Origin of the sequence: Vibrio sp. M260112 (assembly GCF_036533775.1) — a bacterium.
Taxonomy (GTDB): Bacteria; Pseudomonadota; Gammaproteobacteria; order Enterobacterales; family Vibrionaceae; genus Vibrio.
The window spans coordinates 1-13,512 of the sequence record NZ_JATABH010000047.1; the positions used below are offsets into that span (position 1 = coordinate 1).

13 protein-coding genes and 1 pseudogene are annotated in these 13,512 nt (G+C 45.6%); 3 read left to right on the forward strand and 11 right to left on the reverse strand.

Translation table 11 applies throughout. The annotated features are described in order from the left end of the window. Nucleotides 1-168: 168 nt before the first annotated feature. Nucleotides 169-1,080: a sensor domain-containing diguanylate cyclase gene (locus tag QTN95_RS16405; protein ID WP_331418203.1), complete on the reverse strand. Its 912-nt coding sequence runs from the start codon at nucleotides 1,078-1,080 to the stop codon at nucleotides 169-171. 145 nt (nucleotides 1,081-1,225) lie between these two features. Further along, nucleotides 1,226-2,116, reverse strand: coding sequence for a DMT family transporter (locus QTN95_RS16410; protein WP_331418204.1), 891 nt, complete (start codon nucleotides 2,114-2,116; stop codon nucleotides 1,226-1,228). A gap of 98 nt (nucleotides 2,117-2,214) precedes the next feature. Between QTN95_RS16410 and QTN95_RS16415 the strand changes: the two genes are divergently transcribed. Then, nucleotides 2,215-3,003 (forward strand): AraC family transcriptional regulator, encoded by a 789-nt coding sequence (locus tag QTN95_RS16415; RefSeq protein WP_331418205.1) that lies wholly within the window; start codon nucleotides 2,215-2,217, stop codon nucleotides 3,001-3,003. Between the two features lie 522 nt (nucleotides 3,004-3,525). On the opposite strand, the gene QTN95_RS16420 is transcribed toward QTN95_RS16415, so the two are convergent. From QTN95_RS16420 to QTN95_RS16450, 7 genes are read right to left on the reverse strand one after another with little or no spacing between them, the layout of a single operon-like run. Then, complete coding sequence (locus QTN95_RS16420) at nucleotides 3,526-5,280, reverse strand: lysophospholipid acyltransferase family protein (protein WP_331418206.1); 1,755 nt, start codon at nucleotides 5,278-5,280, stop codon at nucleotides 3,526-3,528. Continuing rightward, a complete protein-coding gene (locus QTN95_RS16425; RefSeq protein ID WP_331418207.1) occupies nucleotides 5,273-5,416 on the reverse strand; it encodes a hypothetical protein in 144 nt (47 codons plus the stop codon). Before QTN95_RS16425 ends, QTN95_RS16420 begins: the two co-directional genes overlap by 8 nt. Nucleotides 5,417-5,427: 11 nt before the next feature. Then, nucleotides 5,428-5,868 carry a YHS domain-containing (seleno)protein gene (locus QTN95_RS16430; protein WP_331418208.1) on the reverse strand — a complete coding sequence of 147 codons (441 nt, stop codon included), beginning with the start codon at nucleotides 5,866-5,868 and terminating at the stop codon, nucleotides 5,428-5,430. Further along, nucleotides 5,865-6,611, reverse strand: coding sequence for an NRDE family protein (locus tag QTN95_RS16435; protein WP_331418209.1), 747 nt, complete (start codon nucleotides 6,609-6,611; stop codon nucleotides 5,865-5,867). The genes QTN95_RS16430 and QTN95_RS16435 overlap by 4 nt, the downstream gene beginning before the upstream one ends. A 2-nt stretch (nucleotides 6,612-6,613) precedes the next feature. Next, a complete protein-coding gene (locus QTN95_RS16440; RefSeq protein ID WP_331418210.1) occupies nucleotides 6,614-7,162 on the reverse strand; it encodes a hypothetical protein in 549 nt (182 codons plus the stop codon). 26 nt (nucleotides 7,163-7,188) lie between these two features. Beyond that, entirely contained in the window at nucleotides 7,189-8,319 is a 1,131-nt protein-coding gene (locus tag QTN95_RS16445; protein WP_331418212.1) for a D-alanine--D-alanine ligase, read from the reverse strand. Then, nucleotides 8,303-8,905: a DedA family protein gene (locus QTN95_RS16450; RefSeq protein ID WP_331418213.1), complete on the reverse strand. Its 603-nt coding sequence runs from the start codon at nucleotides 8,903-8,905 to the stop codon at nucleotides 8,303-8,305. Before QTN95_RS16450 ends, QTN95_RS16445 begins: the two co-directional genes overlap by 17 nt. Nucleotides 8,906-9,351: 446 nt before the next feature. On the opposite strand from QTN95_RS16450, the pseudogene QTN95_RS16455 reads away from it, so the two are divergent. Beyond that, nucleotides 9,352-10,579: pseudogene (locus QTN95_RS16455) on the forward strand (M28 family peptidase). 91 nt (nucleotides 10,580-10,670) lie between these two features. Here QTN95_RS16455 and QTN95_RS16460 read toward each other — a convergent pair. Continuing rightward, nucleotides 10,671-11,600: a M14 family metallopeptidase gene (locus QTN95_RS16460; protein WP_331418214.1), complete on the reverse strand. Its 930-nt coding sequence runs from the start codon at nucleotides 11,598-11,600 to the stop codon at nucleotides 10,671-10,673. A 181-nt stretch (nucleotides 11,601-11,781) separates the two neighbouring features. On the opposite strand from QTN95_RS16460, the gene QTN95_RS16465 reads away from it, so the two are divergent. Then, complete coding sequence (locus QTN95_RS16465) at nucleotides 11,782-12,678, forward strand: DUF808 domain-containing protein (RefSeq protein ID WP_138973233.1); 897 nt, start codon at nucleotides 11,782-11,784, stop codon at nucleotides 12,676-12,678. A gap of 33 nt (nucleotides 12,679-12,711) precedes the next feature. On the opposite strand, the gene QTN95_RS16470 is transcribed toward QTN95_RS16465, so the two are convergent. Beyond that, the gene (locus QTN95_RS16470) at nucleotides 12,712-13,383 is read right to left on the reverse strand and encodes a DsbA family oxidoreductase (RefSeq protein WP_331418215.1); all 672 of its coding nucleotides are present in this window, start codon (nucleotides 13,381-13,383) and stop codon (nucleotides 12,712-12,714) included. Nucleotides 13,384-13,512: the final 129 nt, after the last annotated feature.

Genomic DNA, 13,512 nt, shown 5'->3' on the forward strand with positions numbered 1-13,512 from the left:
CAGTATTGGGGGCATAACGATTGGCGAGTGTTAGGGCTGTAGTTAATTGCAAAATAAAAGGCTCAAAGTTATAGAAACTTAGAGCCTTTATAAGCTATCTGCAGGATCGTTCAACCGATCATTTATCTCTTAACTGATCGGCATTAGCCGAGAATAGGGCTGCTTTTTTCATTCTAGGACACTTTGATTACGGCCTTGATGCTTGGCTTTATACAGTGCATTGTCCGCTCGGCGATAGAGATCGAGAAACTCACTATCCATATCTTCAAGCTGTGTCACCCCACAACTGAGTGAAAAGGGCTTGTTTTTGTTGTTGAGTGAGGACTGAAGAAACTGGATGCGAAGTCGCTCTGCTATCTGATAGGCTTCTTCGGCCGCAGTATGATTGAGAACAATGAGAAACTCTTCGCCACCAATTCGGCCACAACAGTCTGATTTTCTAAGGTTATGACGGATTATATCTGCCAAATCTACGATCACGTTGTCTCCGAAATCATGTCCATATTCATCGTTTACTTGTTTAAAATGGTCGATATCGATAATGATGCAACTCAGTGGGAATTGATGCAGCTTGGCTGCTTGATAGGAGTCGGCTAAAAACTCCCACAGCTTGCGTCGATTACACAGTTTAGTGAGCTCGTCAGTGTTGGCTTGTTCGATCAACTGTTCGCGCATGTTAACCAAATCCGTGATATCTGTTGAGACACCGATAAGACCAATGACTTCTTGCGTTTTGCTACTAAAAATAGGCTTTTTGATGGCGCGATAGATTTTGACTTTACCATCGGGAATGGATTGAGCGCGTTCTTCATTGATCACGGTTTGAGCATGTTCAAACACCATGTTGTCGCTGCGCAATATATCGGTTAACAAATCGGGGTGGAAGAAATCCGCATCGGTTTTGTTTTTTAGATTCTCAAGTGAGGTGTCAAAAAGATCTAGGGTTAGTTGATTGGCATACAGATACTCTCCCTTGCGATTCTTGATAAAAACGTAAGACCCAATTTCATTGAGCACCATTTCATGAAGGGCGAATTTGGCTGGGTTATCGATATCGTCTATGTGCTTTAGCTTGATCATTTGACCTCCTAACTGCCGTGAGGCTGAGTCAATCGTCAATAACTCAAAGAGCTAAAGGCAAAGGGCAAGTTGCCCCCTATACCTTGGGCTTAACAGAACCTCTTTAATAACCTTATACCTATTTTTGTATCAGTACCTAGATTTGCTAAATGTTTTGGACAATTTTTGAAACGCGACTTCGCAGTTTCAACTGAGATAGCAGTACCCCAGACACGGTTAGGAGACCACCAATTACATGGTAATCACGAACCGTTTCGCCTAACAATGAAGCCGCTAACGTAATGGAAACCACGGGCATCAGATTCATAAACATTGCACTGGAATCTGCACCAATTAAGTCAATTGCTTTGACCCACATCCAAGGCGCGGCGACAGAAGCCGCGAGGCCCGCATAGGCGATTAAAGGAATAGCTTGCTGAGAAGGGAGTAATTGTTCACTGGAAAGCCAGAGTGGTGTAAGCATGAGTAACGCGAGAGTGCCCTGCATGTAAACCATCGTCCAGTTTGACAGAGGCATTTTCCAACGTTTGAGCAGGACGCAGTATGCGGCATAACATATTGACGCCAAAACCATAATTCTATCACCCGGCGTGATGTCTTGATGGAGGAAAAAACTTATATCGCCTTTACCGAGCATAAACATTAGCCCGGCCAAAGCCAACACGCCTCCTACGATACTGAGTGGCGAGATAGGCTTTGCCAAGAGCGGCACACTAAGAAATATGGCTAGCAGAGGCACAAGAGAGGTAATCAATGCCATATTAGACGCAGTTGTTGTTAGACCCGCATAGTAGGATAGAGACTGATTGAGCACCATACCAAGCATCGCCAGAAAAGCCAGTTTCGCTAAATAAGGACGAATAGTTTGCCAGTGCTTGATGACGTTAGGCAGACAGAAAGGAGTGAGAAGAACGATCGCCACTAGCCAGCGATAAAAACTCATTGCACTCGGTTCAATGGTACTTGCGGCCATCTTATTTACGATCGCATTTCCGCCCCAAATAAAAACCGTAAAAAGAGGGAGTAGGTAAACCATGCCAGCACCAAGAAATGAATTAGACCGTGAACAGTTTGACAGGTCGATATAAATATATATATCTTTAAAAAGACATTATGAGTCATAGGAAGACAGGTTTGAGAAAATCAGCAAAACACCTTCACCCCTCGTTATCAATTGATAAGGCACCATCAGATGTGTTTATGAATTTCGAGGCATTTCTGTCTAATACGGAAACGCGAATGCACAGCCATCCATGGGGACAAGTGCAGTTAATCAGTGGTGGAATCTTGGAAATGGAGGCGGAAGGTACCCGTTTCCTTGCTCCGCCACATTTGGCAATCTGGGTTCCAGCGGGCGTAAGGCACACCAGCTATAACCGTAAACCTCTCTCATACTGCTCGCTCAATATTGCTCAGGCGTTTACTAAGAACTTCCCCGAATGCACCAGCTTGATAAAAGTGACGCCTATCGTCTCTGCCATCGTGGAAGACTTTCGGCAGCGGGATATAAATGTCGCGAAAACTGACTCTGACAAACGTTTGGTGCAGGTGTTGCTCGACCAGTTGGCGACTCGCGACACTCAGCACCACTTCTTGCCTTCAACGGACAATAAATATCTCGCTAAGATACTGGCCGCGGTGGAAGAGAACCCCGTTGACAACACCAGTCTCTCCCTCTGGGCTGAGCGTGTGCACACCACAGAACGGACGCTCGCTAGGCATTGTCAGGCAGAGCTTGGAATGAGCTTTACCGAGTGGAGACTAAGAGTGCGCTACTTATACTCAATGGAGTTGCTACGCAAAGGACACTCAGTTAAAGAGGTCGCTTTAACGCTCGGTTACAACCAAGCCAGCCCATTTATTGCTATGTTCAAGAAATACGCCGGCCTAACACCAGAACAGTACAAAAGCCGCTTACTTTAGCCTTCTTTAAAGGGGAGGAAAAACTGCGCTATATTTCAATATTGGTGGTGGCTTGTAAGTAATTTATTTTGCAAAATAAATCCTATCGAAAGTACATCGAGTGAATTCATTGTCGATGATATTTTGCCAGATGAACAAAATATGGATGGGGCAGAAACACATCTAGGCTTAATTGCATTTAAGGCGACAACACTTATTCTAGCGATGTATGTCCTTGTGGGAACAGCAAGCTCGCAAACTTTACTGATCGCAATTACTTTGGGCAGCATGATTAAAATACCGGTATCACGAGATCAGCGTGTTTTGCGATCAGACGTGAGTGCCGACTCAGCATCTATCAACTCTTGTTTATCAACTTTATTGTGTTGCTAAACCAGCTACTTACTTACCAAGGCGAGCAACCTATCAGTGCTGAAGTGATACGACTTATCTCTATTTCGGTGGCGATCCTCCTCGCAACCGTCATTTTGAACCTCACCCAAGTCAAACCAAAACCTTATTCAGCTCCTCAGTAGAGGAGCTTCATTTTCTTGATAAATGTTTGTTCAAGTATTGGATTGCTTGCTCTTTACCCATGTACTTGCCTAGAGTTTTTATCGGGACAGACGCTAGATCAACCACGATGAGTCCATCAAGGGCGTAGTTAAAGGCTGGGTCAACGTTAAAACAGACCAACTTACCATTCATGCCCAAATATTGTCTTAGCAATACGGGGAGCCCCATCCCTTGTTCTAGTCGATTAAGAACTTTTGACAGAATAGGGAGCTTAGACAGTGAACTTAGCATGTCAGGACGCCAGAATTCTTGCCCACTTTTTTCTAGAGGGCTTGTTGGAGCGACCAATTTAGCTTTGTCATTGTCGTAGTAGTGAACGGTCATCACGGATGCAATAAGCTGCCTCGCGACGGGACTGTAGTCATTACTGATGCTGACCGGACCAAATAGATGCGTGTACTGAGGGTGACGGTAAACAAACGCCGCAATCCCTTTCCACAGTAGTAGCAAGGAGTGCATATTACGCTGATATTGTTTAGCGACGACTGAACGGCCCAGTTCAATTGATTGCCCGAGGCTGCTTATAAATGCTTGATCGTATTTAAATAAGCTAGAAGAGTAGAGGGCGTCAATTCCTCCTTGTTGAATCAACTCATCGACTAATCCTAAACGATAGGCGCCAACAAGATCTCGCTTGACTCTGTTCCAAACGAACAATTGATAGTATTGGGTGTCAAAATGGTCTAGATCGCAACTTTTACCGCTCCCTTCTCCCACATCTCGAAAGCTTTCTTCTCGTACTCGTCCAATCTCTTGCATCATTCTCGGAATGGTTGGGGTTGGAGCACAATAGACATCGAAGTCTCCTTGTTCCAGTAGTTTGTACTGTTCGAGGGCTAACAGCTCGTGGTGTAATTGTTCTACTGGCACAGGCGCGATAATTGGCTCGAGAGAGGCATTTGAGGAAGTAAGAGGTCGCTTGTCGGTCACGCTACCCATTAGATAGGTATTTAAACGAAAGTACTGGGCAATCTCTTCATCGTTAGCGAAGTCTTTGATCTCTGTGTACGGGATAGGATTACCGACCGAAACTGAAACCGTTTTACCGGATTTATTCAGGAGTTCTCTTCCCAGCATGGCAGTTCTTAGTAGTGGGTGAATTCGCCCTGCCTGATAAAACAACTTGCTATTCATACCTTGGATGAACAATGGAACGGTTGTCGCTTGTGCATGTTTGACAAATTTGGCGACTGACTTGCTCCAAGTTTTGTCGGTAATCTTATTCTCATTCGCTTGCCATGAAGAGACTTCTCCGGCAGGAAAGAGTATCAACACGCCTCCTTGTGAAAGGTGTTGATTTGCTTCTTGGATTGCTCGTCGGTTAGTTCGTTTGGCTTGTTCACCACCAAATACATCGACGCCAATGAACAAATCATTAAGCTCAGGAATCCGTTTAAGTAACTCATTAGCAAGGACTTTGACATCTTTGCGCACTCTTGAAACCGAAGATGCGAGGATGATGCCTTCAATACCACCAAATGGATGGTTGGCGACAATCAATACCGGGCCTTGACTAGGAATATTTTCAAGGCGGCCGTGATCCACCTGATATTGAGTCCCTATACGAGTTAAGGCTTCGTTCATAAATTCAAAACTGTCCTCTGGCAGCGCTTCTTGCCGATAGAGTGAATCAAGTTTAGAAAGGCCTGTTGCCCATTCAATGACTGATTCGCCAATGCCAAATGGTGTTTTACGTGGTAATCGGAATGGACTATCAATCATACTTAGCTCCTCGGGTAACAAGGCGGTGAGTAACGCTACCTTGGTCTTGTAGATCGCGTAGCAGGAGCAAGGAGGTAATCAGTTCAGCCAAAGCGATAAAGTTTGCTGGCATATGTCTCAAAGGGGGGAACGTCATAGTAATCCACCTTACTGTTTAATGAGGGTTGGCCAGTTTTGGTCAGCCGTTGAGATGTGACCAGCGCGATCGGCATCCCATAAGGCTTTTACTTCGGCGTTGTAGTTAAGGTAGAGCTTACCATTGATGATTGACCACTGATTTGGGTCAGAGGGTGCGAAGTCATTTTTTGCTGATACCGCCCAAGCGCAGTACCCGCCATATTGAGGAGCGTAAGCTTCTGGATCGGCAATAAAAGTGTCTAGGTTAGCTTGTGAAGAGAAGTACCAATCTGCACCTTTATATTGGGTTTGCCATTTGCTGTCCCCTTTAATGGGCTTACCTTGAGTAAAATAAGCCACGGTGTCGTAGCCACTGACAGCCTTGTTGCTAAAGATGCCTGTAGATACCTCCTCTGCAGCGAATGAAGCAAAACTTAGTAAAAGAATAACTAGACCAAATAACTTTTTCATTTAAAAACTCCTTGTTCGACAGTGTCATGCTTGAGGCAAGTAACACGGGTGTTAAAGTCCACGTTGCGAAGGTTGTCGATAGATTGGTAATGCATTTCTTGCTTGGTAGAAGACACGACAACGGAAGTAAAACTTACCGTTCTGGCATCATTTCTTGCCATTAATGGTGAAAGATGAGGGCTGGTGGTGTCGTGGGTTAGATGAAATTCTTGCCCCACTTGCTCAATAGGTAATCGGGTAACTAAACGCTCAAACAATCTTCGGCGGTAGTCACGTGCTTGGGTAAAGTTCACTGCCGCGGAAACGATCGGAGCAACCGCGTGCGAACGGGTTAATCTTTCTCCATCCCATGTCCAAAGCACCGTTTCATTCGCAGTACGATGAGTGTCAAAAGAGACCAAAGTAAACGGGGCAAAGGAGCCTAGTCTCATGGATAGAAGACGGTGATCAACCGACTGACTAGAACAGCAACTTGCAAGTTGCTTGATGACCAAGCCGCGGCTGGTCAAATTGCCGTTTGGCACCTTTCCTTGGTAAAAATTGAGCAGGCAGACGGTTAAACCATGCTCATTGGTTGAGATCCAGCTGCCACCACCGACAGGGTCAATGGGCATTAAGCAGCGAACGTCATCAATCAATACACTTTGTGGTTCGATTGCTGGTAGGCGAGTTCGTTGTTCATCGCGGTTGAAACAAACCTCATAGTGCGTATTGCCGTGGTAAACCCAAGATAGTGTGCACATAGTTATTGTGCCCTCTGATAGGTGGCAGTGGTTGGTGCGACACCAAAATGATCATCGGATTGCACACCGCGCAGTGAGGCGACGACTTTCGCCATGGCAAAGTGATGGGTTGCATGCAAAGCTGCAAAGGTAAGCTCGCGCACCAGCGTAGACGAAACCTCCTCAACGCTTGTTCGTGAAAGCATAACCTCTGTTTCAACGTTAACTGCCTGATTGAGCTCACTAGATGGCAATCCAAACAGCCATTCAATTAACTCACTAATCTCCTGCTTAGCCATCTCTATGCTGCGCTCAACCGTATGGCCTCGTCGACGAACATTGTAGTCAATGGATGTCGGTTCAAGTTTGATCGCCTGGAATAAATCGAGCCAATGGCGAAAGTGTTCACCGATAGAACTGCTTACATGCGGATGAGCAATAAAAAGATAGTCATCGTCGCTGAGGGTTTCGAGAAATTCATAGCCTTGATTTAACGTTTCGATGCATCCCATTACCGCGAGGGAAGGGTGTATCTGTGCGTCATTCTCTGAGCTTGTCGTTAGATTTTTCATCGTTTGCTCCTAAACTAGCAATTCAGTTAATCCGTCATTGGGTAGCGCTGTGTTAGCCGCTTTTCTTCTCGCCAAGCTCGAAGTAATGCGCCCAAGCTTGGTGTTTTGTGTCCCTGCTTTTTTTGCTTAGCGCCAATTTGATAGAGCAGACGATATTGAGTTAATAGCGTCGAAAAAATCTCTCTTAGGCGGGTATCGCTATCCCAAATATGCGCAGCTTCGCTACTGGCACCATTGATCTCTAAGATGTCGAAACATTCCCCATTCATTAATGCGTGAATATCTCTGAACTTGATATCGAGACGGCCGTAATTGAAACCCTCAAACTCAGTGAGAATCGTATCTAGCTGCTGCTCAAGTGCCGGCGTAATGAACTGATTACCATCACGAAAAATAGCGCCACGAGAATGGCTACCCGCAAACGCCAATTGGAATTGGTTGTTAGCTGGAATGACGAGGTCGAAGTGCTCACTGTGGCGTGGTAGGTAGAGATGCTGTAACTTGCCCGCTCTAGGACACTTATCAATCAATTGTTGTAGGGTCGATTGACCATCTCCAACCACATACGGTGAATATTTCAACGTAATCGAGATGATCCTGCCTTTGGTTTCACCGGGCTGTCTGACGTAAAAAACGCCTGCTTCTGCGCTGTACGGTGACTTCTTCTGAAGCAGAAAGCGTCCGGAGAGAGGAAAGCTTTCGATGTACTCTCTCAGTTGTTGATTGGAATGAATCAGCTTGACACCGACACCACGGCAACCCAGATCAGGTTTAGCCACTAGTGGATAGCTCAGGTTCGCCGCGTCGAGTTGCTGTAACGACTCATTTAGTAGGTCATCAGTGTGGTTTGAGGATTTGAACAAGGTAATAAAGGGCAAAATCCATTGATTCGCTGTCTCGCCTGCCGAGGTGAATATATCGTGTTTGGATTCTCCCACCATGCCACTCAACTTAATCGCAGGGTTAGCAATAAGCGGCAGTGCCCAATCTCGGTGCGCCATACTTAACACGGCACTTTGGAGTACAACGGGAGTGTAGAAAAACCATGCGGGTAGGAATTCAAAAGGCGAGATAACTCGCTTTGGTTGCTCTAAAACGGGCATTCCCGCGTTGACCATTCCCTGTGGAATGACGTCAAGGTTAGCGAGCTCTATCATAGGTATCCCTTAATAGCGTTTTGGTTAGAAGTTTGTTTACAAGCACCATCAGGAAGCCCCCCAGTGGAATGAGCACCCAACCTGACTGGTGTTGTTGAAACCACTGCGCGTTACCAAGTTGGAAGAAAGAACCGAAAATAAGCACCGTCCATAAAGCGGTTGCTGTGAGTACGGCGAACAAGAATGTGGTTTTGGCTACACCAAGAAATCCACTTAATGTGAATCCGACGGTTCGTAATCCCGGAATGAATCGCACCAAAAATAGCGTCATAAACGCTCGTCGATGCAATATGTGTCGCAGACTTCTCGTCCGCTGATAACGGAACAAACGATAGCGAAGAAAACGAACTCTTTGTGCCATTTTGCCGATCATATACAGCCCAAGATCACCTGAACTAATGCCGGCAAAGACAGCGAGTAGAGCAATCGACGTTGGCAGTGCTTGCTCGACTGCCAAGCTTGCCGCCGTAACGATCGCAAGATCTTCTAGCAGATACGAAAGTAGGACGATACCGAGGAATAGCGCCAAGAGAGATAGATTGCCTTGAAGCAACCAGACTTCAACGGCCTTTGATATATCTGTCATAACTGATCCCCATCAATCCTTAGCGCAAAACAGTACCAACTAGAAATAACTTAGATAAGTCATTTCTAGGTAAAGTGGTCATAACATTCACAGAATTTCTAAATGCCACTCAGCTAAAGAAAGGGAGGAGTTAAAAAAAATTTCATCAATAGATGATAATTACTAAACGCTCTTGGAGACTAATCGGACTAAAGTGAGCTCTTTTATCCTAAAGATTTATCTAGGATGTTCAGTAAATCCTGATTAATTAGCGCCTTATTCCGATGTGGTAGATGATATTGATTCTCAACGTGTGATTTTAATTCATTACATATGTAACTAATAAATCTAATATAAATTTTATATATGAAGCTGTTTCATATTTTGATAATTAGTTGCCTGTTAACATTTTTTTAACCTTTGTCATTCGGTAACTATGTGATGCGGTTTGCTATAAGGAGTCACAAATGCAAGTAAGCATCACAACAACAAAAACAATGATCGCGACGGTTATCAGCACCACCCTTCTATCAGGGTGTTATTGGGATGATCCTGAGAAAGCAGCGAAATACGTCAGCAGTAAAATCGACCGAGACGATGTGGTAGAACACTTAGTCGAGTTGGAAGGTCGTGCATCGAAAACCAGTGATGGAAGTTCTGTTACACGAGCGACTGGAACACAGGGCTATGCAGAATCACTAGACTATATTGTCGATACGATGAAGGAGCACAACTACCAAGTTTCTATCCAAGAGTTTGATTTTAGAGCTTGGGAGGAATTGGCTGGAACACAGCTAAGTGTTAACGGTACTCGCTTGATTGGTGTCAGAGAGGCAGGAGAAGGCGTTGATGCTGATTTTGCTGTTATGTCCTATTCGGGTAAGTCAAACGGTACTTTAGCCGCACAAGCAGCCTTTGTGACGCCTGATTTTCGATTTGATGCACCAGACTATGATGATACTGATGGTTGTGAATCAGCGGACTTTATAGGCAAAGACGTCGCAGACAAAATTGCCATCATCCAGTGTGGTGAATGGCACCTTGGGTAACGACAGTACAGCGACGATACCTGCTTTTGGCGCGCGCTACGAATTAGGCAAACAGTGGTACGACTTAAGCAAGACGACTGACGTGCCTGTTAGTCTTCAGCTCAGCGTACAAGATGACGTTGTTCTGACGCAGAATATCATCGCCGAAACAAAAGGTGGTGATGAGAATCAGGTGGTTATGTTAGGCGCGCACCTTGATTCTGTTCCTGAAGGTCCCGGCATCAACGATAATGGTTCCGGTACAGCTGGGTTATTGGAATATGCCGTCACACTGGCAAATCTGAATGCCCCAGTGAAAAACAAAGTTCGCTTTGCTTGGTGGGCCGCAGAAGATGCCGATCAATTTGGTGGTCAGATTGATGTGGCTTACGACAAATGCTACCACCAAGCCTGTGATGATTTGAATAACATCAGTCAGACAACGTTGTACGTGAACACTCAGTCGTTGGCGTACGTGAAGACCTTCTATGCATTCAGCCAGCCGGTATTCCCACAGCAACAGCCTGAAGTTGTTCCAGCGCTGCGTACCATGGACGCAGTGTTCGTTCCTCAGAACAAGCTGCGTGTGGGGGAGAAGTTAAAAGCGGCGGATAGTGTTTCAGATCATGACCACTTCCACGGTGACTTTGACCAAGACCGTCAATAAGCGAGTAGAAAATAAAAGCCGCACGCGAGTCTAAGGTGCGGCTTAATTATTCCTAGTTGAAAGCATGGTTCTTCTAGGATTCACTCATGGATTAGACGCTAGTACCTTGACTAAGAACGTAATTCAATCCGCCGAGAATCGCGGCCACTTGTGCATCGTTACACTCTTCATTGGTGACTTTCGGGCTGTCTGGATAGACTTCTGTTGTCGTGCCATAAACACAGTTTGTCACGCCGCCACATAGCCCCAGCTTAACCATAGGGTAGTTGATCACCCCGTGCTGAACGACAGCAGAACCAATGATTTTTCCTTTCTCATCAGCGGGCGCGATATGCGTGACCTTCGCAACGGATTCGATAACCGCCGCTTGAAACTCTGATTGAGGGTTTTCTGTGTCGCCGACCGTGTAGAAACCGTCGGGAATCATACCTTCAATGTATTCAATACCATCGCGAGCTGCTAGAGCAGGGCGAAACTCGTCTTCATCGCTGTCTGTGGTTTCATGCAGGTCGATATGAACTAGGATGTTGCCTTGGATAGAGGCGACTAGCGCCATCAGATTGGCGGATTCTTCCGCTGGGCTATCGGCATAGAATGAACGGTTAGGGTCGATAGCCAATGGATTCCAACGATTGATGGTTTCGTAACCCCACGGGCTGACACAAGGGGCGACGATAATATTGAAGTGCTGACTGTAAGTGGCCATTTCATCTGCGGCGAATTGGAGTGCACCGTGCACGCCACTGGTCTCGTAGCCATGTACACCACCAGTCACCAAAACGACGGGTTTCGATATGTCCCAATTCTTAGTTTTGATGCAAAAAAGCGGGTAGCGTTTAGGGTCATAAGAGAGCGCACCATATTGCTCGACATCAAATTGGTTTTTAAGAGCGAGAATCTTAGGGACGACTTGTTGCTGATATTCGCGTTTAATAGTGGTTTGTTGACGCCATGCGATTTTTTCCGCTTCGCCCCATTTTTGCCCAGGGGTTCCGATTGGATAAGTGTAAGTACTGCGCATTACCTTGCCTTTATTGTTATTGGAAAATTGCACCTAGGATAGAGTGCTGTAACCGTACAGGCAAATGTTCTATCGCTGAAATAAAAAGATTGACTGTGTGCTGACGTCAATTGAGTTTGAGCTTTAGCGTTGCGGTGTTACATTTAGTTACATTGAACCTAATTTAATATGAGAAGAAACAATGGCAGGTGCAAGTTTATTAACGTTACTTGATGACATTGCAACGGTTTTAGATGACGTTGCTTTGATGTCTAAAGTGGCTGCCAAAAAAACGGCTGGCGTGCTTGGAGACGACCTCGCGCTCAATGCCCAGCAAGTGTCAGGGGTAGCGGCTGAGCGAGAAATTCCAGTAGTCTGGAGTGTGGCGAAAGGCTCGTTTCGCAACAAGCTGATACTGGTTCCAGCCGCGCTATTAATCAGCGCTTTCATCCCTTGGCTTATTATGCCTTTACTGCTAATTGGTGGTTTGTTTTTGTGCTACGAGGGCGCAGAAAAGATCATTGAGAAGTTCACCCATCAACCGAATGAAAGTGAAGATAAAACCATTGAAACGACGCTTTCTATCGAAGAGTATGAACGTAACAAGATCGCTGGAGCAATCCGTACCGACTTTATTTTATCCGCCGAGATTATTGTCATTGCACTAGGTACGGTTCAGGGACAGTCAACGACAACTCAAATATTGGTTGTGAGCTTAATCGCTGTGCTTATGACGATAGGTGTCTACGGGCTAGTGGCTGGAATTGTAAAGCTCGATGATCTGGGTTTTTACCTAGAACGTTGCTCGCAAGGGCGAGGGCTTCGTTCCGCATTGGGGCGCGGATTGATCACTTTTGCACCAAAGCTAATGAAAGCATTGGCGGTGATAGGAACTGCGGCAATGTTTTTGGTTGGCGGTGGCATCGTTGTCCATAACGTTCCAGCCATTCACCACTGGATTGAACCCATTATCATGGACATCCCAAATCTGTCATTAGCAAAAGCGCTGTTTCCTTCATTGCTTAACGGCTTGATTGGTGTGGTTTGTGGTCTTGTTGTTGTGGCGATATGGCACGTGATATCGAAGCTAAAACGTTAGTCATCGATTTCTACAGGGCTCGACAATCGAGCCCTATTCTCCGATTTCGTCACCCTCATTGCTTTCACCCTTGGTGATTTTCTCTAGTGCAGAAGTGAGCAGTTCGCTGGTTTGTGCTCCTGAAATGAGATGCTTTCTATCAATGATAATTGCTGGAACCGCGTTAATCCCTGCTTCAAGCCACTGCTGCTCTGTTGACGCAACGGCTTGCGCCCAACTGTCATCATTGAGGATGTTACCCGCCAGCTCGATATCTAGTCCTACAGACTGAGCACATTCAATCAACACTTGTGGATCGCTGACATCTTTTGCACCTGAGAAATAGGCTTCAAACAATGCCATTTCAAGTTCAAACTGTTTATTTTCACTCTGTGACCACATCAATAACTGATGTGCTTTACGGGTGTTGTAGATTTTCATCCCATCATAAAAGTTAAACTTAAAACCCACTTCTCGGCCAAGCTGAGTAAGGGTCTCTCGTGCCGCAATACTGGCTTCTTCAGATATGCCATATTTTTCGTGTAAGTGCTCACGCAGGTTTTGGCCTTCGGTGCCCATTGCGGGATTCAATTCGAACGGATGCCAGTGGATCTCAGCTTCAATACTCTCACTGAGACTGGCAAGAGCATGCTCGAGTCGTTTGTAACCGATAATACACCATGGGCAAACGACATCTGAAACGATGTCTATTCGAATTTTGTTCATCTCAACGTCCTTCTACTACTGCTATCAATAATTATAGAGAGCTTAATGATAAGATTTGAGCATTACTTCGCAATTTGAGCAGCTCTACGCCCAGTTACTACTACGTTAAAAAATGGCTTGAGGCTGAAG